The sequence below is a fragment of the Cellulomonas sp. RIT-PI-Y genome (assembly GCF_025642745.1).
Lineage (GTDB): Bacteria > Actinomycetota > Actinomycetes > Actinomycetales > Cellulomonadaceae > Cellulomonas.
The window spans coordinates 1-20,307 of the sequence record NZ_JANZKP010000001.1 but is presented as its reverse complement, the minus strand read 5'-3'; the positions used below and the strand labels follow the sequence as shown (position 1 = coordinate 20,307).

The following is a 20,307-nucleotide window of genomic DNA, read 5'->3' as shown; positions in this document are numbered from 1 at the left end:
CATATCGTGGAGCGGGTGGCCCCGGACCGGGACCCGGGTCAGGGCAGAGCGGCGAACCGGGCGATCTCGCCACGCAGACGCTCGGCCATCTCGGCCAGTCCGGCCCCGTCCCGGCCGCCGGCCGACGCGGTCACCGCGCTCACCTGATCGTTCATCCCCGCCACCAGGGCACCGATCTGCTCGATCGTGCGTCCCGCGTCGGCGGCGGCGCCCAGGGCGGCGGTCACCTGCGCGGCGATGTCGTCCGACCGGGCAGCGGACTCGTCCGCCAGGGTCCGCACCTCGTCCGCGACCACGGCGAATCCCCGCCCGGCGTCCCCTGCCCGTGCCGCCTCGATGGCGGCGTTGAGGGCGAGCAGGCGGGTGCGGCCCGCAATCGTCTTCACCAGACCGACCGCGTCCTGGATCTGGGCCGACGTCGCCTCCAGCGATCGCACCGTGGAACGCGACCCGTCGGCGGCGTCCGCGGCGGCCCCCGCGGAGGCGGAGAGCGACGCGGCGGAGACGGCCAGCGCCTGAGCGGCCTCGGCGACCCCCGCCGCCACCAGCACCAGGCGCTCGGCGAGCTCGGTCCGCTCGGACTGCTCCCGCGCATCGCGGGTGGCGGCGTCCTCCAGTGCGGCGCGGGCGGCGTCGATGCGTGCGGCCCCGGAGCGGAACGCCCCCGGCATCCCACGGCGCAGGAACCGGCGGTGGAACCGGCCCTCACCGGCGGCGACCAGGGTCGCCTGGGACTCGCGGACATACGCGTCGACCAGATCGGCCACCCGGTTCAGGCCGGCCCGGGCGCGCGCCACCTCGGGCGGACCCGGCAGGGCGGGCAGCCGTCCCTCCAGGTCCCCGTCGGCGATCCGGGCGCAGAAGTCGGCGATCGTCGTCAGCGCGGCGCGTGTCTCCCGATCCGGGTCGAGGGTCTCCGAGGGCGCGGACCGTCTCATCGGGTGGCTCCGGCCCGCTCGTCGGCGGCCGCCAGCGACCAGACCAGCTCGTCGTACCCGGTGCCCCGTCGTTCCAACTCCACCGCGAGCGCCGCGGTCCCGGCGGCCACCGCGTCCTTGGTCCCGGCCACCGCCGCCTCCGCCGCCCTGATCCCGCGGTACAGGTCGGCCACGGTGCGGCGGGTGGCGGGCGGCACCCAGCGCCGGTTGGAGTGGAAGCCGACGATCCGTCCGTCGGTGGCCCGGGTGGGGGTGACGTGGGCGAGCACCCAGTAGTGCCCGCCGTCCGCCGCCAGGTTGACCACGTAGGCGAACAGCTCGCTCCCGGACCCGATCACGTCCCACATCAGCTGGAACACCGCCCGGGGCATGTCCGGATGCCGGATCAGGTTGTGCGGGCTGCCGAGGATCCGGTCCTCGGGGTAGCCCGCGACGCGGACGAAGACCTCGTTCGCGTAGGTGATGACTCCGCGCCGGTCGGTCTTGGAGACGATGATCTCCTCCGGCCCGAAGTCGCGTTCGACCCCGGTGGGGACGATGCCGCGCGGGCCGCGCTGGGGTGACGACATGCCAGGGAGCATCGGCGCTGGTCACCGTGACGATGAGCCGATCCGCGCCGCTCGATCCGGCCGAGGGGGCGGAGGGCGGGTGCTGGCACCTGTGCCCGCCCCGGACGAGAGGTCGAAGGTCCCGTTCTCACCCGACGAACAGGCAGAACGGGTGGCCGGCCGGATCGGCGTAGACCCGGAGCGCCTCCTGCGGGTCGTCCGAGCGGTCGAGGAGCAGCCGGGCGCCCAGGTCGATCGCGCGCTGCCCGTGCCGATCCAGCTCGTCGGCATCCGTGACGGTGATGTCCAGATGCAGCTGCTGGGGCACGTCGGTGCCGGGCCAGGTGGTGGCCGGGAGCTCCGGCACGTACTGGAACGCGAGCGGGAAGGCGCCGGTCAGCACCAGCCAGTCCGCGCCGTGCGGATCCGGCTGCCCGGCGGCGGGGGGCTCGTCGCCGGGGCGGTAGTCCAGGCCGAGCAGCTCCCGGTAGAACTCGGCCAGGGCGCGCGGGTCGGTGGTGTCCAGGACGGTCTGCACCACGGTGGGATACGTCGATTCGGCCATGACCAGGCTCTCCGCTCGGGACCCCGTCCGCGGCGGACGGGGCCTGGACGCCCATGGTCGCGCGGATGCACCCGGCGGGCGCGGCGAAGCCCGGGACCATTCCGCGCGGAGCGCATCCGCAGCGGCGGTAGAGTGCATGAACGCACGCCATCCCCTCCCGTTCGCCGCACCGGCGCGCGGGCAGAACCGACGGGAGCACCCACAGGTGACCACCCCCCGCCCCGCTGCGGTCGTGGTCCTCGCCGCAGGCGAGGGCACAAGGATGAAGTCGTCCACCCCCAAGGTCCTGCACACCCTCGCGGGCCGGAGCATGCTCGGGCACGCGCTGGTCGCGGCCGGGTCGCTGGAGCCGGTCCGCACCGCGGTCGTGGTCCGGCACGAGCGTGACCGGGTCGCGGAGCACGCCCGCTCGCTGGACTCCGCGGTCCTGATCGCCGACCAGGACGAGATCCCGGGCACCGGTCGCGCCGTGCAGTGCGCGCTCTCCGTGCTGGACTCCGCGGCCCAGGCCGACGCCGCCTCCCGCGAGGACGGTCCGGGCGAGCCCGGGTCGGCCGCCGGGGTGCTGGTCGAGGGGCCGGTCGTGGTCCTCGCCGGCGACATCCCGCTGCTGGACGGCGAGACCCTGGCCGAGCTGCTGGCCGCGCACGCCGCGGACGGCAACGCGGTCACGGTGCTCACCACGGAGGTGCCGGAGCCGACCGGGTACGGCCGGATCATCCGCGGCGCCGACGGTGACGTCGAGTCGATCGTGGAGGAGAAGGACGCCTCGGCCGAACAGCGTGCCGTGCAGGAGATCAACTCCTCGGTGTACGTCTTCGACGCGGCCGTGCTGCGGGGCGCCTTCGGCCGACTGGGCCGGGACAACGCGCAGGGCGAGGTCTACCTGACCGACGTGATCGCGATCGCGCGCACCGACGGCGGCCGGGTCCGCGCGCTGCGCACCGACGACCCGGTGCTGGTCGAGGGCGTGAACGACCGTGCCCAGCTGGCGGTGCTCCGCGCCGAGCTGAACCGGCGCATCCTGGACGACTGGATGCGCGCGGGCGTGACGATCGTCGACCCGTCGACCACCTGGATCGACGTGGACGTGGAGCTGGCGCGGGACGTCACCCTGCTGCCGGGCACCCAGCTGCACGGCGCGACCAGCGTCGGCGAGGGATCCACCATCGGGCCGGACACCACGCTGACCGACGTCGAGGTGCACGACCGGGCGACGATCATCCGGACCCACGGATCGCTGGCCGTGATCGGCGAGGACGCCCTGGTCGGCCCGTTCGCCTATCTGCGTCCGGGCACCGTGCTCGGTGAGCGCGGCAAGATCGGCACGTTCGTCGAGACCAAGAACGCCGAGATCGGTGCCGGGTCCAAGGTGCCGCACCTGTCCTACGTCGGGGACGCCACGATCGGTGTGGAGACGAACATCGGCGCGGCCAGCGTGTTCGTGAACTACGACGGCGTGCGCAAGCACCGAACGACCATCGGCTCCTACGCCCGGACCGGCTCGGACAACATGTTCGTCGCTCCGGTCACGGTCGGCGACGGCGCCTACACCGGTGCGGGGTCGGTCATCCGGCACGACGTGCCCTCCGGCGCCCTCGCGGTCAGCGCGGGCTCGCAGCGCAACATCGAGGGCTGGGTGGTGCGCAACCGTGCGGGCACCCCGGCCGCCGACGCCGCCGCGGCAGCGGTCGACCCGGACGCCGGTCTGTCCCCGCAGGCGCGCGCCGAACGTGAGCGCGCCGGTCAGGCCGCCGGCACCCAGGCGCCGACGCCACCGCCGGATCTGCCGCAGCACAGCCCGAAGCAGCACGACACCGCCACGGAGGACAACGCACGATGACTGGGTCGATCGAGCAGGCCGAGGAGAAGCGCCTCGTCCTGGTCTCCGGGCGGGCACACCCCGACCTGGCCACCGCCGTCGCGGAGAGCCTCGACACCGAGCTGCTCCCCACCACCGCCTACGACTTCGCCAACGGCGAGATCTACGTGCGGTTCGCCGAGTCGGTGCGTGGCGCGGACGTGTTCGCGCTGCAGAGCCACGCCGCGTCGATCAACCAGTGGGTGATGGAGCACCTGTTGATGGTGGACGCGCTCAAGCGGGCGTCGGCCAAGACCATCACGGTGATCGCGCCGTTCTACGGCTACGCCCGGCAGGACAAGAAGCACCGCGGCCGCGAGCCGATCTCGGCCCGGCTGATGGCGGACCTGTTCAAGACCGCCGGTGCCGACCGTCTGATGAGCGTCGACCTGCACGCCGCGCAGATCCAGGGCTTCTTCGACGGCCCGGTGGACCACCTGTGGGCGATGCCGATCCTCACCGACTACGTGCGGAGCCGGGTCGACGTGCAGAACGTCACCGTGGTGTCCCCGGACGCCGGCCGGATCCGGGTGGCGGAGCTCTGGGCGCAGAAGCTCGGCGGCGGGCCGCTGGCCTTCGTGCACAAGTCGCGCGACATCAACCAGCCGAACAAGACCGTGGCGAACCGTGTGGTCGGCGACGTCGAGGGCCGCACCTGCGTGCTGGTCGACGACCTGATCGACACCGCGGGCACCATCACCGGCGCGGTCCGGGTGCTGCTGGACGCGGGTGCCAAGGACGTCATCGTCGCGGCGACCCACGGTGTGCTCTCCGACCCCGCCGCCGACCGCCTGCAGCAGTGCGGTGCTCGGGAGGTCATCGTCACCGACACGCTGCCGATCCCGGAGGAGCACCGGTTCCCGAAGCTGACGGTGCTGTCGATCGCCCCGCTGCTCGGGCGGGCGATCCGGGAGGTCTTCGACGACGGGTCGGTGACCTCGCTGTTCGACGGCCGCGCCTGAGCGGACTCCCCGGCGCCCCGTCCTCCGTGCGGAGGGCGGGGCGTCGTCGGTTTCCGCACCGGGGGTCCGAGCGGGTAAGATCGGCAAGTTGCCTCGGCGAGGGACGTCGGACGGGAACGGTCTTCGGGCCCGACCTGCCGCTCCGTGATCGACAGGGTGGATGCCTCCGCGTGCCCGTCTGTCGTGCCGCGTCGAGGCCACGTCGCCTTCGCCACCCCCGTACGCACAGGAGTCACCATGTCTGAGGTCAAGCTCGTCGCCACCACCCGTACCGAGTTCGGCAAGGGCGCCGCCCGTCGCCTGCGCCGGGCCAACCAGATCCCCGCGGTGCTCTACGGCCACGGGACCGACCCGGTGCACGTGTCCCTGCCGGGCCACGCCACCATGATGTCGCTGAAGCAGGCCAACGCCCTGTTCACCATCGAGCTCGACGGCAAGGACACCCTGGCCATCGCCAAGGACGTGCAGCGCGACCCGGTCCGCCAGGTCATCGAGCACGTCGACCTGCTGATCGTCCGCAAGGGTGAGAAGGTCTCGGTCGAGGTCCCGGTCACCATCGTCGGTGAGTCCGCCCCCGGCACGATCCACATCGTGGAGACCCAGAACGTCGAACTCGAGGCCGAGGCGACCCACCTGCCGCAGCACGTGGAGGTCGACATCGAGGGACTGGAGGCCGGTGCCGCGATCACCGCCGCCCAGCTGACCCTGCCCCAGGGCACCGCGCTGCTGACCGACGGCGAGATCGTCATGGTCGCCATCGCCGTGCCGCGTGCGACCGCCGCCGACGAGGAGGCCGACGCCGCTGCTGCCGAGGCTGCCGAGGCCGCCGCGGAGTGACCTCCACCGGCGTGCGCTGAGCGCGCCGACCACGCCGAGACGCCCGGTACCGTGCAGGTGCCGGGCGTCCGGCATGTCCGGACCCACCCAGAAGGAGAACGATGAGCGAGGGCCGTTGGCTGGTGGTCGGGCTGGGCAACCCCGGACCGCAGTACGCCGGGAACCGGCACAACGTCGGGCAGATGGTGCTGGACGAGCTGGCGCGGCGCGCGTCGACCCCGTTCTCCACCCGGGGCGGCGGGCTGCTGTCCCGTCGACCGCAGGCGGCCACCGCGGAGGTCCGGATCGGCACGCTGCCGGGTGGGGCGCCCGGGCCGCGGGCGGTGCTGGCGAAGCCGGGCACCTACATGAACACCTCGGGCGGTCCGGTCTCCGGGCTGGCGCAGTACTACGACATCCCCGCGGAGCGGGTGGTCATGGTCCACGACGAGCTGGACATCCCGTTCGGTGCGGTGCGGCTCAAGCGGGGTGGCGGTGAGGGTGGGCACAACGGTCTGCGGGACACCACCAAGGCGCTGGGCACCAAGGACTACCTGCGGGTGCGGGTCGGGGTGGGGCGGCCGCCGGGGCGTCAGGACGCGGCTGACTTCGTGCTGAAGGACTTCGGCGGGAGCGAGCGCAAGGAGCTGCCGTTCCTGCTCGACGACGCGGCGGACGCGGTCGAACTCCTGATCACCGAAGGGCTGGAGAAGGCCCAGCTGCGTTTCCACACCAAGGGCGTCTGACACCGACTCACCCATACGGGTGCGAACGGGGTGAAAACGGACAGATAGGGCGGACTAGGACAAACCCACTGATATAGCCTCACGAGCGTCACCGAGGCACAGGGGGACCCATGAGTCTGCTCGACGATCAGGACGTACCGCGCACCGAGCGCGGCGCCGCTGACCCCTCCGCCCGGTTCACCGCGGTGGAGACCCCGCCGGAGGGCGTCACGGTCCACGCCGACGACGCCGCGGAGCGTCGCCGCTCCACCCGCGGACCGCGTCTGTCCTGGGCGTCCGACAAGCCGTTCCACACGCCGTTGCCCGGCACCGAGGCCTCCGACTGGCGCAGCCAGCACGCGAGCTACCAGGCCGAGACGCTGGCCCGCGATCTGGTGCTGGCGACCGGCATCCCCACCCTGCTGCTGTTCCTCCTGCACGGGGTGAGCCTGCTCCAGCTCAGCTGGGGCCTGATGATCGGCGTGCTGTTCGTCGCGATGACCGCCGTCGAGCGCGGGTACGAGCGTCAGGTGATCGGCGACGGCCATCTGGAGTTCGAGGCCGTGATCCGCGGCGGTGTGCTGAGCGCCGCCGGTCTGGCCCTGCTCGCGGTCGGCGCCGACGTCGAGGTGCCGCGCACCATCGTGTTCGCCGCGCTGCCGCTGGTGGTGGTGGTGCTGATCGCGGCGCGGCACGTGGCACGCCGATCCCTGCACAAGCGCCGGGCGGCGGGCGAGTCGATGCGGCGGACCCTCGTGGTCGGCGACGCGTCCTCGATCACCGGTGTGGTGCAGGACCTGCGGGGCCTGCCGCAGCACGGGTACCAGATCGCCGGGGTCTGCGTGCCGTCCTTCGACGGCCCGATGCCGGGACTCGGTGTCCCGGTCCTGGGCACGGTGTCCGACGTGGTGCAGGTGGCGGTCGACGGCCGGTTCGACGTGGTGATCGTGACCGGTTCCGAGCTGTCCGGGCAGGCGCTGCGCCGACTGTCCTGGGCGCTGCAGCGGACCCGGACCGAGCTCGTCGTCGCGCCGGGGATCGTGGAGGTCTTCGGACCGCGGGTCAGCCTGGAGCCGACCGCCGGGCTGTCGCTGATCCACGTGAACGCCGCGGAGTCCCGCCGGTCCCGGATCGTCTACAAGCGTGTCTTCGACACCACGGCGGCGGTGGGGGGTCTGCTCGTGCTCGCCCCGGTGCTGGCCGTGGTCGCGCTCGCGGTGAAGGTCACCAGCCCCGGACCGGTGCTGTTCAAGCAGACCCGGGTCGGCAAGGAGGGCCGGGAGTTCTCCATGCTGAAGTTCCGCAGCATGGTGGTCGACGCGGAGAAGAGACTGGCCGAGCTCCAGGACGCGAACCAGGCGGACGGCCCGCTGTTCAAGCTGGACCACGACCCGCGGATCACCCGGATCGGGCACTTCCTGCGGCGGCACTCGCTGGACGAACTGCCCCAGCTGTTCAACGTGGTGCGCGGCGACATGGCGCTGGTCGGCCCGCGTCCGCCGCTCCCGCACGAGGTGGTGCAGTACCGCGAGTCCGCCCGTCGTCGGCTGCTGGTGAAGCCGGGACTGACCGGGCTGTGGCAGATCAGCGGCCGTGCCGACCTCCCCTGGGAGGAGGCGGTGAAACTGGACCTGCGCTACGTGGAGAACTGGTCGATCGCCTTCGACCTGATGATCCTGTGGCGGACCCTCGGTGTGGTGGTGGGCGGACATGGCGGCCGCTGAGATCGCGCTCGCCCATGACTACGCCACCCAGCGGGGTGGCGCCGAGCGGGTGGCGCTGATGATGGCCGAGGCCTTCCCCGGTGCGCCGATGTACACCACGCTGCACCACCCGGCGGGCACCTTCCCGGAGTTCGGCGCGCTGGACCTGCGGACCTCCCGGCTGAACCGGATCGGCCCGCTGCGCCGCTCGCACCGACTGGCGCTGCCGCTGCTGGCCGGCGCGGTGGCCCGCACCCCGATCGACGCCGAGCTGGTGCTGGCCTCCTCCACCGGCTGGGCGCACGGTTTTCCGGTGACCGGTCGCAAGGTGGTCTACTGCCACGCTCCGGCCCGGTGGCTGTACCAGGGTGACCGGTACCTCGGGCGGGACGGCGGGCTCACGCGGTGGGCGACGGCTCGCGTCCTCGGTGCGCTGACCCCGCGACTGCGGGCCTGGGACCAGCGGGCGGCGCACACCGCCGACCGGTACCTGGCGAACTCCACGGTGACCGCCCGCGCGGTCCGGGAGGTGTACGGCATCGACGCCGAGGTGGTGCCGCCGCCGCCGGCCATGCTGCCCGACGGTCCGGAGCTGCCGGTCGAGGGCGTCGAGCCGGGGTTCCTGCTCTGCGTCGCCCGACTGCTGCCGTACAAGAACGTCGACGTGATCGTCGAGGCGGTGCGCCGCAGCCCGGGTCTGCGCCTGGTGGTCGTCGGTGACGGACCGGAGCGCGCCGCGTTGGCGCAGCGGGTCGGCGACCTGCCCCGGGTGGTGCTGGCCGGCCGGGTCGACGACGCCCGGCTGCGCTGGCTGTACCGGCACTGCACCGCGCTGGTCGCCGCCTCCTACGAGGACTACGGCCTGTCACCGCTGGAGGCCGCCGCCTTCGGCCGCCCGTCGGTGGTGCTGCACGACGGTGGCTACCTGGACACGGTCCGGGGCGGGCTCACCGGTGAGTTCTTCGACGCGCCGGCCGCCGAGGACGTCGCCGCCGCGATCGACCGCGCCCTGGCCCGCGCCTGGGACGCCGACCTGCTCCGCGCCCATGCCGAGTCCTTCGGCCTGCCCCGGTTCGTCGCCCGGCTGCGCGCCGTGGCCGACGCCGAGCTCGGCCGTACCCCCTCCGTCCCCGCCGTCGTCGCGTCGTCGGCCCCCGTTCCCACCGAGGAGACCCGATGACCCTGCAGGAGATGCTCCGGACCGTGTGGTTCGGCAAGTGGTTGGTCCTGGTGTCGTTGGTGGCCGCGGTCGCCGGCGCCTGGTTCTACGTCTCCGGCCAGGAGCCGCAGTACGCGGCCGAGGCCACCGTCCAGATCGTCGACGCCGAGACGCTGGCCGCCGCCGGGGTCCGGATCGAGTCCGACCCCAGCCTGGTGACCTCCGACGACGTCGCGGCCGCGGCCGCCGAGGAGCTCGGTGCGGGCGTGACCGCCGATGCGCTGGCCGGGGGGACGAGCGCGCAGTACGTCGCCGACAACCCGAACAACGTCGTGGTCGACGTCACCGGCACCGACCCGGAGGCGACCGTCGCCGCCGCCAACGCGATGGCGAGTGCCTACGTGGCCGCGTTGCAGGGACAGTTCGACGACGACCTGACCGGGATCAAGCAGCGACTGGACGCGCTGGCCGCGACCATCGACGAGCAGCAGAAGGCGATCACCAGCGCCCGGGCCGCGAGCGCCGCCGCCTCGGGCACCTCGGGCAACGACCCGGTGGACGGTCTGCTGGAGGCGCAGTACTCGGCGAGCATGGAGCAGTACCAGACGCTGGCCGCCCAGCAGGCGCAGGCCACCGTGCTGGCGAACCCGGCAGGTGTGCTGCAGAACGCGGTCAGCGCCCAGCTGGTCAGCCTGCCGGTCTCCCTGGTCTACGCGATCGCCGTGCTGGCCGGTCTGCTGGTCGGCATCGCGCTGGCCGTGCTGCGCCGCGGTCTGGACACCCGGGTGCGCACCGCCGGTGCCGCCCGGCGGGCCGCCTCCGCGCCGGTGCTGGCCCGCCTGTCCGGCACCACCGACGCGCTGAAGACCTGGGAGTCCGAGTCGGTGCTGCCGGTCGCCACCCGCGAGGCCACCGCCTACACCCGTTCGGTCCGTGAGCTGCGGACCGCGCTGCAGGCGGCGGTGGAGAACGAGTCCGGCAGTGCTGTGATCGTGGTGACCTCCGCCGACCTGGAGACCCCGAGGTCCTTCGTCGCGGCGAACCTGGCGGCGTCCTGGGCGCTGTCCGGCCGCAGCGTCGTGGTGCTCTCCGGCGATCTGCGCCAGCCCCGGCTGAACGCGCTGCTGCCGGTCTCCGAGGAGGGCACGGTCTCCGAGGCGGTCGCCGCGGCCGGCGCCGAGGCCACCGCCACCCCGCACCTGGCCGTGCACCCCGCCCTGCGCACCGAGCTCGATCCGGCCGACTTCCTGGCCAGCGACCAGGTGCGCAGCTTGATCTCCCGGCTCCGTGCCGCCGCCGACGTGGTGATCATCGACGCCCCGCCGATGCTGGTCGCCGCGGACGCCACCATCCTGGGCGGGCACGCGGACGGGGTGCTGCTGGCCGCGACCATCGGCCACACCCGGATCGGCTCGGTCGAGGAGTCCTCGGACCGGCTGCGCGCGGCCAACGCCCGGCTGCTCGGTCTGAGCCTGGACGGCGCCGCCGGTCGGGAGATCGGGTACGAGGCCAGCTACGCCTTCGCCGGTGCGGAGAGCGCGGACACCGATCCGGCACGGGACCCGGACTCGACCTCGGAGGACGCGGGGGACGCGGAGTCCGCCGCGCCGGCCGACCGGGTCGCCACCACCGCGGAGTCCACCGCCTCCGCGACCACCGCGGGCCAGTCCCAGCGTGCGCAGGACGTCAAGCACGCCGGGCACGCCAAGCCCGAGTCCGACGACTCCGAGGACGAGGAGCCGTCGTCCGAGGCGGAGGAGACCACCGAGTCCGCCGAGCCCGTGCCCGCCGGTCCCCGTGGCGGTCGCGGCCGTCCGGCGAGCTACTTCGCCGCCCGGTCGTGACCCCGGTCCGGGTGGTGGTGCTGGACCACACCGCCCAGACCGGCGGGGCCGAGCTGGCCCTGCTGCGCACGGTCGCGGCGTTGGACCCGGCTCTGGTGGATGTGACGGTCCTGCTGTTCGCGGACGGCCCGCTGGTCGACCGGCTGCGGTCGGTGGGCGCGCGGGTGCAGGTGCTGACGCTGGACCCGCGGGTCGCGGGCACGGACCGGCACTCGCTCGGACGGCTGAGCGCGCTGCGCACGGTGCCGTTCGTGGCCCGGCTGGCCCGGGAGCTGCGCGCCCTGGCGCCGGACGTCGTGCACACGACGTCGCTCAAGGCGGATCTGATCGGCCTGCTCGCCGGGCGGCTGGTACGCCGACCGGTGGTCTGGCACGTGCACGACCGGATCGCGACGGACTACCTGCCCGGCCCGGTGGCGCGGGTGATCCGGCTGCTGGCGCGGCACGCGGCGGCCGAGGTGGTGGTGAACTCCCGGGCGACCGCGGACACCCTGCTGCCGCTGCCGCGGTGGACCCTGGCGCACCCCGGTCTGGCGCCGGAGCAGATCGGGCCGGACCCGATCGACCGGGTCCGGCCGCCGGAGCCCGTGGTCGGGATCGTCGGACGGATCAGTCCCACCAAGGGCCAGCTGGAGTTCCTCGCGGCGGCCGAGCTGCTGGCGGACCGGTTCCCCGCGCTGCGGTTCCGGGTGATCGGGGACGCGCTGTTCGCCGAGCAGGAGTACGCCGACCGGGTCCGGTCCGCCGCCGCGCGGCCCGCGCTGTCCGGCCGGGTGGAGTTCACCGGCTGGGTGGCCGATCCCGGTGCCGAGCTGGACCGGCTGACCGTGATGGTGCACGCCTCACCGACCCCGGAGCCGTTCGGGCAGGTGGTGGCGGAGGCGATGGCCCGTGGTGTGCCGGTGGTGGCCACGGCGGGCGGCGGCGTGGACGAGATCGTGCGCCCGGTGGGCGAGGAGCCCCGGGGCGAGCTGGTGGCGGCCGGGGACGTCGCCGGTCTCACCGAGGCGATCGCCCGGGCGCTGACCGACCCGGACACCGCCGCCTCCCGTGCCCGGCAGGCCTGGTTCGGGGTGCGGCGGGACTACCCGGTCGAGCGGACCGCCGCGATCCTCACCGCGGTGTGGCAGCGGCACGCACGCGGGTCAGCACCTGCTGCATCTGCCGCACCCGGTCCGACCAGGTGGGCACCTCGGCCGGTGTCCCCGGGGCCGGCGGAGCGCTGAGCACCCGGAGCACCGCCTCCGGCAGCTGCTGCGGGGACGCCGTCACCACCCGGTCGGCGGGCTGGTCGCGGAAGCCGGCCACCGGTGTGCTCACGATCGGCCGGTTCACCGCCAGGTACTCGTAGAGCTTGATCGGGTCCAGCGAGTCGGTGAAGTCGTCCACCCGGTGCGGCACCACCAGGGCGGCGGCGTGCTGCAGATACGCGGGCACCACCGCGGCCGGACGGGCGCCCAGCACCACGGCGCCGGCCGCCTCCAGGCGGGTCAGGTCCAGGGGGTCGAGCAGCGGCGGACCGACCAGCACCAGGTGCGCCCCGGCCCCGCGCAGCGCGGTGGCCAGTCGCAGGCAGGCGTCCACGTCCAAGCGGTCCGGGTGCAGGGTGCCGACGTAGAGCGCGTAGTCCCCGGTGGGCAGGTCTCCGGGCCGGACCGCGGGGGTGCGGTAGGCGGGGACGTCGACCGCGTTGGTCACCAGGGTGACGGCGCGGCCGATGTCGCTGCCCTTGCTGCGGGCCAGCGCGGGAGAGCAGACCACCACCTCGTCGCAGTCGGCGAGCAGCAGGTCCTCGTTCTCCCGGGTCCGCCGATGCTCGGCCGGTTCCCGCTCGGCGCGCAGCCAGTCGTCGGTGATGTCGTAGAGCGACCGCCAACCGGTGGCGCGCAGCACCCCGGCGCCGTCCGGGTCGTTCACCCAGAGCACCGGGTCGGGCATGCCCAGCCGGCGGGCCACCCGGGCCACGCGTGCGGCCCGGCGACGGTCGGCGCCGGGCGCGAGCCGGCGGGGCAGCCACTTGGTCGGGCGGTAGGCCCAGGCCCGGCCCGCGGGAGCACCGTCGTGCTCGGTGAGGGCACGCAGCCGCCGGGCGAGGGTCAGGGGTGCGCCGCGCCGTAGGTCGTGCACGTGGTCCACCGGGGGCTCGACGAACAGCACGTGCAGTCCGGGGTCGTCCCGCAGCAGACCGGCGATCAGGTGCTGGTTCCGGCGCCAGACCTCGTCCCACGGTTCCAGCGACATCACCACCAGGTCCTGGCGCACCGGCGTGGTCAGCAGGCTCATCGACGGACCTCCGCGTACACCGCGGCCACCGCGTCGGCGTGGCCGGAGAGGTCGAAGCGCTCCTGCTGCGCGGCCCGCAGGGCGGCTCCGTAGGCCGCGCGCCGGGCCGGATCGTCGGCGAGGGCGGCCAGCATCCGGCCGGCCGTGGCCAGGTCGTCCGCGGGCACCAGGACGGCGCCGGGCACGCTGCCGACCGTCTCAGTGTGACCGCCGCCGGACCCCGCCACCACCGGCACGCCGTGCGCCATCGCCTCGACCACGGACAGGCCGTAGGGCTCGTCCGGACGGGGAGCGAACAGGATCCCGGCCCGGCTCAACAGGGCGCCGACGTCGGAGCGGGCGCCCAGGAACCGCACGCTGTCCCCGACGCCCAGTCGACGGGCCATCGTCTCCAGCTCGGGGCGCAGGGCGCCGGTCCCGGCGATCTGCAGCGTCCAGCCGCGCGAGCCCAGCCCGGACGCGGCCCAGATCCGCAGCCCGAGGTCAGTGCGCTTCTCCGCCTCCAGCCGCTGGGCGATCAGCACGACCTGCTCCCGGGCGACGCCCGACTCCGGGACGGCGGGCACCCCGGGGTGCGCGACCACGCTCGCCCCCTCGACCCGCTCGGCCACGAAGGAGCTGATCGCCACCTGCGCGGCGATCCGGGCGGTCAGGAACCGGCCGACCGTGCGGGCGGGCAGCGAGGAGCCGCGACGCTCCGCGAAGTGCCGGGTCGCGACGACGGGCGCCCGACCGGCCAGCACGGCGGCCAGTTCCGCGGCGGTCATGTGGGCGTGCACCACCCCGGGCGTGAGCCCGCGCAGACCGCTCCGGGCCTGCCGCCAGGTCGCCGCGGGATGCCAGCCCACCCCGGTCCCGGCCAGCTCGGCCGGCATCCGGGCCGGGTCCCCGCCGAACACCAGCACCCGGGCGCCGCGCTGGTCCTGCACCCGGGCCAGGGTGCTGACATAGCGCTCGACGCCGGCGAACTCCTCGGTGCACACCACGTGCACCACATCGGGGGCGGTCATGGGTCGATCCTCGGGGTCAGGGCGAAGCCGCGATGGTCGTGGTCGTCCTCGTCCAGACGGCGCAGCCGGACGTGCTCCTGCGCTCCCAGGCAGATCCCGGCGAGCACGAACGGGATGGACACCTGCGCGGCCACCCAGAACAGGTCGAACTGCCCCTGGACGAATCGCATCAGCACCAGGACGAACGCCAGCGTGCCGAACCGGGAGTCCACCCGCCACAGGATCACCAGCATGACCAGGAACATCAGCAGGAAGCCGATCAGGCCCACCAGTCCGCCGGAGGACAGCATCTCGAACTCGGCGTTCGGCGGCTGGAACTGCTCGGAGAACCGGTCGGTGTACCACCAGCGCAGCCCGGCGCCGAACACCGGGTACTGCTCCCAGATCCGCAGCGACTGCCCGAACCAGATCAGCCTCTGGTAGGCCGAGTTGTACTGGTCGCCGGACTCCAGCTGGTCCTGCACCAGGAAGGCCACCACGACGGCGGCGGCGGCCACGGCGAGCAGGACCACCTTGGACCGGCGGCGGCTCGGGTCCGGCCGCAGCGCGATCACGGTCACCGCCACCGCCAGGCCGATCAGCGCCTGCCGGGACTGGGAGACCAGGATCCCGGACAGGAAGAACGCGAACAGGCCCAGGCAGAGCAGGTTGTTCATCCGCAGCCAGCGCGGCCGGGCGTAGACCACCACCGCCGCGAAGGCGAGCACGCAGCCGATGAAGTTCTTGTGCATCAGGAACGGCTCGTTCAGGTAGACCGCGCCGGTGTTGCCGGCGGCGAGGTTCATCGCGAACTGGGCCAGCGCGGCCACCGTCACCACGGCGCTGCCGGCCAGGTAGAGCGCCACCGCCGTCCGGGCCCGGCCCGCGGCGCCGATCGCCCAGCCGACCAGCAGCGCGCCGCCGACCAGCAGCCAGGAGTGCAGCCACTCCACCGCGTTGGCGACGTACGGGTTCGCGATCACGGTGAACAGCACGGTGGCCTGGTAGAACGCGTTGACCCAGAGCAGGTTGCGCATCGGCCGGCTGAGCGGGCGACGGGCGAACAGCAGGGCGGGCCAGAACGCCGCGAACAGCACGAAGTCCGAGACCGACAGCGTGCCGCCGACCCGGTTGACCAGCAGCAGCGCGGGCATGGCCAGCACCGGCAAAGCGATCGGCTCCCGCAGGGTCAGGGCGACCACCAGCAGCGCAGCACCCAGCCCCAGGGTGTACCAGGGCGTGATCGAGGTGGTGAGGACCAGGATGACGCCGATCATCGCCAGTCCCACGGCCAGGGCGATCCGCATCGGGACGGTGGGCTGGGGGAGGCGGTCGCGGCGCGGACGCGGGGCGGTCCCGTCGGGCGCGGCGGTCTCGACGGGAGTGGCGGCGTGGTCGGACACCGGGGTCGTCGTGGCGTCGGAGGGGCGGGCGGGGCTCACGCGGCGTCCTCCCGGTCCGGGCCGGTGTCGTCACGGTCGGGCCGTGCTCCCTCACGGTCGGGTCGCGCGCCTTCGCGGTCGGGTCGTGCTCCCTCGCGCTGGGGTCCTGCTCCCTCGTGCTCGGGCGTGGAATCCGTGTGGTCGGGACCGCGGCCGTGCCGGTCCCCGGGACTCCGGAGCGGGCCGGGCGGCAGCGGGGGCAACGTCGACGACCGGGGTGCTCGCGGGTCGCCCAGTGCCGCCTCGGCCCGCAACGGCCCGCGCAGGTACAGCCGCAGCCGCACCCGCGCCGACCGACCGGTCTCGCCGGGGAAGGGCGCCCGGGCCAGCGCGCCCGCCAGCACGCCGATCCGGGCGAGCTGCCAGCCGACCGCGCCGTGATGGGCGCGCAGGTAGCGCTCCTGGGCGCCGTGGAAGAAGGTCTCCCGGCGCAGCGGGTCGGTGCTGGTGCCGGCGCCGGTGTGCTGGGCGGGTGCGCCGTCGGACACCGCCACCGACCAGCCCGCGTCGTGCGCGCGGCGCTGCCAGTCGGTCTCCTCCGAGTAGAGGAAGAAGGACTCGTCGAACCCGCCGACCTCGGCCAGGGCCGCCGCGCGCAGCAGCAGCACCGACCCGATCACGAACCCGTCGTCGGTGTCCGGCAGGCCCAGGCCCACCGCCTGCCGCCACACGCCGCCCGGGGTCGGGAACGGCCAGCGCACCCGGGACGGATCGCCGTGGTCGTCCACCTGCTCCGGTCCCACCGCGCCGATCCGGGGCCCGGCGTGCAGGCGGGCGGTCAGCGCGCGGACGCCGGCCAGATCGATCCGGGCGTCCGGGTTGAGCAGCAGGATGTCGGCGCCCAGGCGCAGCCGGTCGGCCAGGGCGCGGTTGATCGCGGTGCCGAAGCCGAGGTTCGCGCCGGGGTCGAGGTAGCGGACCCCGGCGTCCCGGGCGACGGCGCGGACGGCCGGGTCGCCGGAGTTGTCCACCACCGTGATCGGGAGGTGCCCGGCCAGCGGGGCCAGCGCGTCGGCGAGCGGGCCGGGGGAGCCGTAGGCCACCACGACCACCTCGGGGTCGAGGACCCGGTCGGGTGCGGGCGTCGACGCGGCGAGGGCCGGAACGTTCCCCCGCGCCAGCGCGTACAGCTCCCGGTACTCCTCGGCGATCGCCGCCCAGGTGTACCGCCGCGCGCGTTCCCGGCCGTCGGCCGTCAGCCGAGCCGCCAGCCCGTCCTCGTCCCGGACCCGGCGCAGCGCACGGGTCAGTGCCGGCATGTCGCCCGGGGGCACGACCAGCCCGGCGTCGCCGACCACCTCGGGCAGTGCGCCGCTGTCGGAGACCACCACCGGCACGCCGAGCGCCATCGCCTCCACCGCGACCCGGCCGAACTGCTCCAGCCAACCCGGTGCGGCGACCGACGGCACGGCCAAGACGTCCAGCGAGCGGTAGAACGCGTTCAGGTCGTCGCCGGACAGCGAGCCCCGGAACGCGACCCGGCCCGCGAGGTCCGGCCGGTCGGCGCGCATGCGGAGCTCGGCGGCCTGCGGGCCGTCACCGGCGAGGACGAGGTCGAGCCCCGGGTCGGCGGCCACCGCGTCCATCAGGGTGGCGATGCCCTTGTGCGGGGCCAGGAACCGGCCCGCGTAGCCGACCCGGAATCTGCCGGACGTGGTCGGAGCTGCCGGCGTCCCGGCTCCCGGCGTTCCGGCTTCGGGCGTGACAGTTCCGGGCGTCCCGGTGCCGGACTCCTCGGTCCCGGGCAGCTCGACCCCCAGGCCGATCACCCGCGCCGGAGCCGTCAGGCCCTTGCCGCGCAGGATCCGGGCCGCCTCGGCGTTGCACACGCTGACCGCCCCGGCGCCTCGCAGGGCCCGGCGCTCCCACCAGCGGAACGGCACCGGGTACCGCTTGGCCAGGTTCTGCGCGGAGTAGAGCACGTAGGGGGTGCGGACCCGGCGCAGCGCGCGCAGCAGCAGCACCTCGGCGGTGGCCAGGGCGGAGGGCTCCTCGTGCAGGTCGATCACGTCCCACGATCGCCCGAGGGCGCGCCAGATCGGCCGGGGGTCGTAGAGGAACAGCTGCGGGTGGGTGCCCAGCGTGCGCACGCCGATCACGTCCTCGCCGGGCTCCGGCTCCAGGTCGACCGGGCGGCCGCCCTCGGGCCAGCGCCGGGCGCTGAGCAGTTGCACGGTGCTGCCGTCCGCGCGCAGGGCGTGCTCCCGCCGTCGCCACGCCGTGACGACCGCGCTGTGGGAGATCCGCAGGACGCGCATGGAGGACATCGTGCCGGGCAAACCCCTCATCCAGGACAAAACGGACAGCCGTTCACCCGACCGGCGCGGGTGAAACCGCCCGATCGAGTCGTTCTCTGGCCCTGCGCCAGTCGCCGGCCTCCGCGCGGGTCCGGCCCTCGGCGCCGACCCGCTGCCGATAGCCCTCGTCGTCGGCCAGCGCGGCCAGCGCGTCGGCCAGTGCGCCCGCATCGCCGGGAGGGACCGGCACCCCGGCACCGCCCATCGCCTCGGGGATGCCGCCGACCGCCGAGGCCACCACGGGCACCCCGCTGGCCATCCCCTCCAGCACGGTGAGCGCGAACGGCTCCGCCCACCGGGACGGCACGACCAGCACGTCGGCCGCGCGGAACACCTCGGCCACCTCGGCCCGGGGGGTGAACGGCAGCAGCCGGACCCGGCCGCCCAGCACCGCGGCCCGGCGGGAGACCTCCCGCTCGTAGGCGCCGGGTTCGGCCCCCGCGTCGAAGTTCGCACTGCCGACGACCGTCAGCTCCACGTCCTCGCGGCCGAGCCGGGTGACCGCGTCGACCAGCACGTCGGCCCCCTTGTCCGGGATCATCCGGCCGACGAACAGCACCCGCAGCCGTGCACCGCGAGCCGGGTCCGCGCGGGGACGGAACCGCCGGGTGTCCACCCCGTTCGGCACCACGCGCAGCCGGTCGTGCAGTCCGGTGGGCAGGTGCTCGGCGGTCTGCTCGGCCAGGGCGGCGCTGACGCAGACGATCGCCGCGGCCCGGTCCAGCACCCGGCCGGCCTCGGACCGGGTGTAGCTGCGCAGCAGCAGGTTGTGCGCGTAGAGCACCGGGGTGTGCCGCGGGTCGACCAGCGGCACGGCCTGCGGGGCGTTGTGCAGCAGCACCACCGCGTCGTCCAGGCGGTCCTGGGTGCTCAGGGCGGCTCGCAGCCCCCGCCGGACCCCCGGCCGGGGGAGTCCGAGCCGTCCCGCGGCGGCGTCCAGGTACCGGTCCGTGCGCCCGGCGGCCGGCAGGTCGTACTCCAGCGGGACGGCGCTCGGATAGCGGTCCGGGTAGGTGCCCCGGGCGACGGCCACCCGGGGGCGCTCGGCGGCGGGCAGGTCGAGCGCGGCGCACAGTCCGTCGACCACGGTCGGGATCGCGGAGCCGGTGCGCGGGGAGAAGTGGTCGCCGGGGGTGAGCAGGTGCAGCTCGGGCCGGCGGGGCGTCGTCACGTGGCCGCCCGCTGGTGCCGGGGCCGGAGGCCCAGCGCGGCCCAGACGTCCGCCGCGGGGCCCCGCCAGCGCGGGACGGTCCAGGCCGTCGGCACGGTGGCCAGCGACCGCAGCCGCTCACCCGGCGGCAGGTCGGAGCTCGCGACGCCGCGCAGCAGTTCCACGCTCACCTTGGTGTGCGGGAAGGCGAATCGTACCGATGCCCGGGGTGCGTGCCAGGCCACCTGCGCCTGGCCCTGCGCGGAGAACTGCTCCGCGTGCCGCCGCTGCCAGAACAGCTGCTCCGGCACCAGGGCGAAGGGCCCACGGCAGGCGAGCTCGGCCAGCAGCACCATGTCGTTGCCGACCACCGGCCGGATGCCCCGGGTGCTGCGCAGCACCTCGGTCCGGTGCAGTCCGTAGAAGATGTGCGCCGCCTGTGCGGTGAGGAAGTGCCGCATCCGCTGGTGCGGGGTGGGCTCGTCGCAAGCCAGGTCGGCGTCGTTCAGGTCCTCGGTGATCCGGCCCTCGGCGTCGATGATCCGGGTCCGGGGGTAGACCAGCACGGTCGACGGGTCGGAGGCGGCGAACACCTCCAGGCAGCGCCGGACGAACTCCGGTCGTCGGATGTCGTCGGCGGCGGCCCAGGTGAAGTACGGGGTGCTCGCCAGCTCGACCAGGTGGTTGAAGTTCCACGCCCCGCCCCGGTTGACCCCCTGGCGGTGGTAGCGGATCCGGGGGTCCTCGGCGGCGGCCGCCCGGCAGATCGCCTCGGTCCCGTCGGTGGAGGCGTTGTCCGAGATGACGATCTCGATGTCCGGCTCGTCCTGCTCACGCACGGAGGCCAGAGCGGCGGGCAGGTACTTCTCCCCGTTGTAGACGGGGATGCCCACGGTGGCACGGGGGCTCATCGGCGGGTCCTTCCTCGGGTGCGGCGGGTGCGGTCGGTGCGGCGGCGGTGCGGGCGGCGATGCTGCGGTGACTTCGGTACATCGGCGTCGAGGTCGGTCGCCCTGGTACCGACG

The 20,307-nt window shown here is 74.3% G+C and carries 17 protein-coding genes; 8 read left to right on the top strand and 9 right to left on the bottom strand.

All coding sequences use genetic code 11. The annotated features are described in order from the left end of the window. Positions 1–38: 38 nt before the first annotated feature. The 3 genes from OGL89_RS00085 to OGL89_RS00075 all read right to left on the bottom strand — a co-directional run bounded on the left by OGL89_RS00085 (position 39) and on the right by OGL89_RS00075 (position 2,051). Positions 39–938: a methyl-accepting chemotaxis protein gene (locus tag OGL89_RS00085; RefSeq protein ID WP_276581765.1), complete on the bottom strand. Its 900-nt coding sequence runs from the start codon at positions 936–938 to the stop codon at positions 39–41. Further along, entirely contained in the window at positions 935–1,507 is a 573-nt protein-coding gene (locus OGL89_RS00080; protein ID WP_263117748.1) for a PAS domain-containing protein, read from the bottom strand. The genes OGL89_RS00085 and OGL89_RS00080 overlap by 4 nt, the downstream gene beginning before the upstream one ends. 127 nt (positions 1,508–1,634) lie before the next feature. Continuing rightward, positions 1,635–2,051: a VOC family protein gene (locus OGL89_RS00075; protein ID WP_263117746.1), complete on the bottom strand. Its 417-nt coding sequence runs from the start codon at positions 2,049–2,051 to the stop codon at positions 1,635–1,637. A 205-nt stretch (positions 2,052–2,256) separates the two neighbouring features. Between OGL89_RS00075 and glmU the strand changes: the two genes are divergently transcribed. The 8 genes from glmU (at position 2,257) to OGL89_RS00035 (ending at position 12,347) form a co-directional block, all read left to right on the top strand. After that, positions 2,257–3,894 carry a bifunctional UDP-N-acetylglucosamine diphosphorylase/glucosamine-1-phosphate N-acetyltransferase GlmU gene (gene glmU / locus OGL89_RS00070; protein WP_263117745.1) on the top strand — a complete coding sequence of 546 codons (1,638 nt, stop codon included), beginning with the start codon at positions 2,257–2,259 and terminating at the stop codon, positions 3,892–3,894. Next, the gene (locus OGL89_RS00065) at positions 3,891–4,874 is read left to right on the top strand and encodes a ribose-phosphate diphosphokinase (RefSeq protein WP_263117744.1); all 984 of its coding nucleotides are present in this window, start codon (positions 3,891–3,893) and stop codon (positions 4,872–4,874) included. The genes glmU and OGL89_RS00065 overlap by 4 nt, the downstream gene beginning before the upstream one ends. Before the next feature lie 237 nt (positions 4,875–5,111). Further along, positions 5,112–5,711 carry a 50S ribosomal protein L25/general stress protein Ctc gene (locus tag OGL89_RS00060; protein ID WP_263117743.1) on the top strand — a complete coding sequence of 200 codons (600 nt, stop codon included), beginning with the start codon at positions 5,112–5,114 and terminating at the stop codon, positions 5,709–5,711. 101 nt (positions 5,712–5,812) lie between these two features. Next, a complete protein-coding gene (gene pth, locus OGL89_RS00055; RefSeq protein ID WP_263117742.1) occupies positions 5,813–6,436 on the top strand; it encodes an aminoacyl-tRNA hydrolase in 624 nt (207 codons plus the stop codon). Between the two features lie 110 nt (positions 6,437–6,546). Next, the gene (locus OGL89_RS00050; protein ID WP_263117741.1) at positions 6,547–8,139 is read left to right on the top strand and encodes a sugar transferase; all 1,593 of its coding nucleotides are present in this window, start codon (positions 6,547–6,549) and stop codon (positions 8,137–8,139) included. Further along, positions 8,126–9,298, top strand: coding sequence for a glycosyltransferase (locus tag OGL89_RS00045; RefSeq protein WP_263117740.1), 1,173 nt, complete (start codon positions 8,126–8,128; stop codon positions 9,296–9,298). Before OGL89_RS00050 ends, OGL89_RS00045 begins: the two co-directional genes overlap by 14 nt. Next, positions 9,295–11,121 carry a Wzz/FepE/Etk N-terminal domain-containing protein gene (locus tag OGL89_RS00040; RefSeq protein ID WP_263117738.1) on the top strand — a complete coding sequence of 609 codons (1,827 nt, stop codon included), beginning with the start codon at positions 9,295–9,297 and terminating at the stop codon, positions 11,119–11,121. The genes OGL89_RS00045 and OGL89_RS00040 overlap by 4 nt, the downstream gene beginning before the upstream one ends. Next, complete coding sequence (locus tag OGL89_RS00035; RefSeq protein ID WP_263117737.1) at positions 11,118–12,347, top strand: glycosyltransferase; 1,230 nt, start codon at positions 11,118–11,120, stop codon at positions 12,345–12,347. Before OGL89_RS00040 ends, OGL89_RS00035 begins: the two co-directional genes overlap by 4 nt. Here OGL89_RS00035 and OGL89_RS00030 read toward each other — a convergent pair. Genes OGL89_RS00030 through OGL89_RS00005 form a run of 6 tightly spaced genes read right to left on the bottom strand, consistent with a single transcriptional unit; the run spans position 12,235 to position 20,193 of the window. Further along, entirely contained in the window at positions 12,235–13,404 is a 1,170-nt protein-coding gene (locus tag OGL89_RS00030; RefSeq protein WP_263117736.1) for a glycosyltransferase, read from the bottom strand. The genes OGL89_RS00035 and OGL89_RS00030 overlap by 113 nt on opposite strands. After that, positions 13,401–14,414, bottom strand: a complete 1,014-nt coding sequence (locus OGL89_RS00025) for a glycosyltransferase family 4 protein (RefSeq protein WP_263117735.1) — start codon at positions 14,412–14,414, stop codon at positions 13,401–13,403. Before OGL89_RS00025 ends, OGL89_RS00030 begins: the two co-directional genes overlap by 4 nt. Then, on the bottom strand, positions 14,411–15,835 hold the full coding sequence (locus OGL89_RS17040; protein ID WP_263117734.1) for an O-antigen ligase family protein: 1,425 nt from the start codon (positions 15,833–15,835) through the stop codon (positions 14,411–14,413). Before OGL89_RS17040 ends, OGL89_RS00025 begins: the two co-directional genes overlap by 4 nt. Beyond that, positions 15,832–18,093 carry a glycosyltransferase gene (locus tag OGL89_RS00015; protein ID WP_263117733.1) on the bottom strand — a complete coding sequence of 754 codons (2,262 nt, stop codon included), beginning with the start codon at positions 18,091–18,093 and terminating at the stop codon, positions 15,832–15,834. The genes OGL89_RS17040 and OGL89_RS00015 overlap by 4 nt, the downstream gene beginning before the upstream one ends. Before the next feature lie 52 nt (positions 18,094–18,145). Beyond that, positions 18,146–19,303 (bottom strand): glycosyltransferase family 4 protein, encoded by a 1,158-nt coding sequence (locus tag OGL89_RS00010; RefSeq protein WP_263117731.1) that lies wholly within the window; start codon positions 19,301–19,303, stop codon positions 18,146–18,148. Then, positions 19,300–20,193 (bottom strand): glycosyltransferase family 2 protein, encoded by an 894-nt coding sequence (locus tag OGL89_RS00005; RefSeq protein WP_263117730.1) that lies wholly within the window; start codon positions 20,191–20,193, stop codon positions 19,300–19,302. The genes OGL89_RS00010 and OGL89_RS00005 overlap by 4 nt, the downstream gene beginning before the upstream one ends. Between the last annotated feature and the right edge of the window lie 114 nt (positions 20,194–20,307).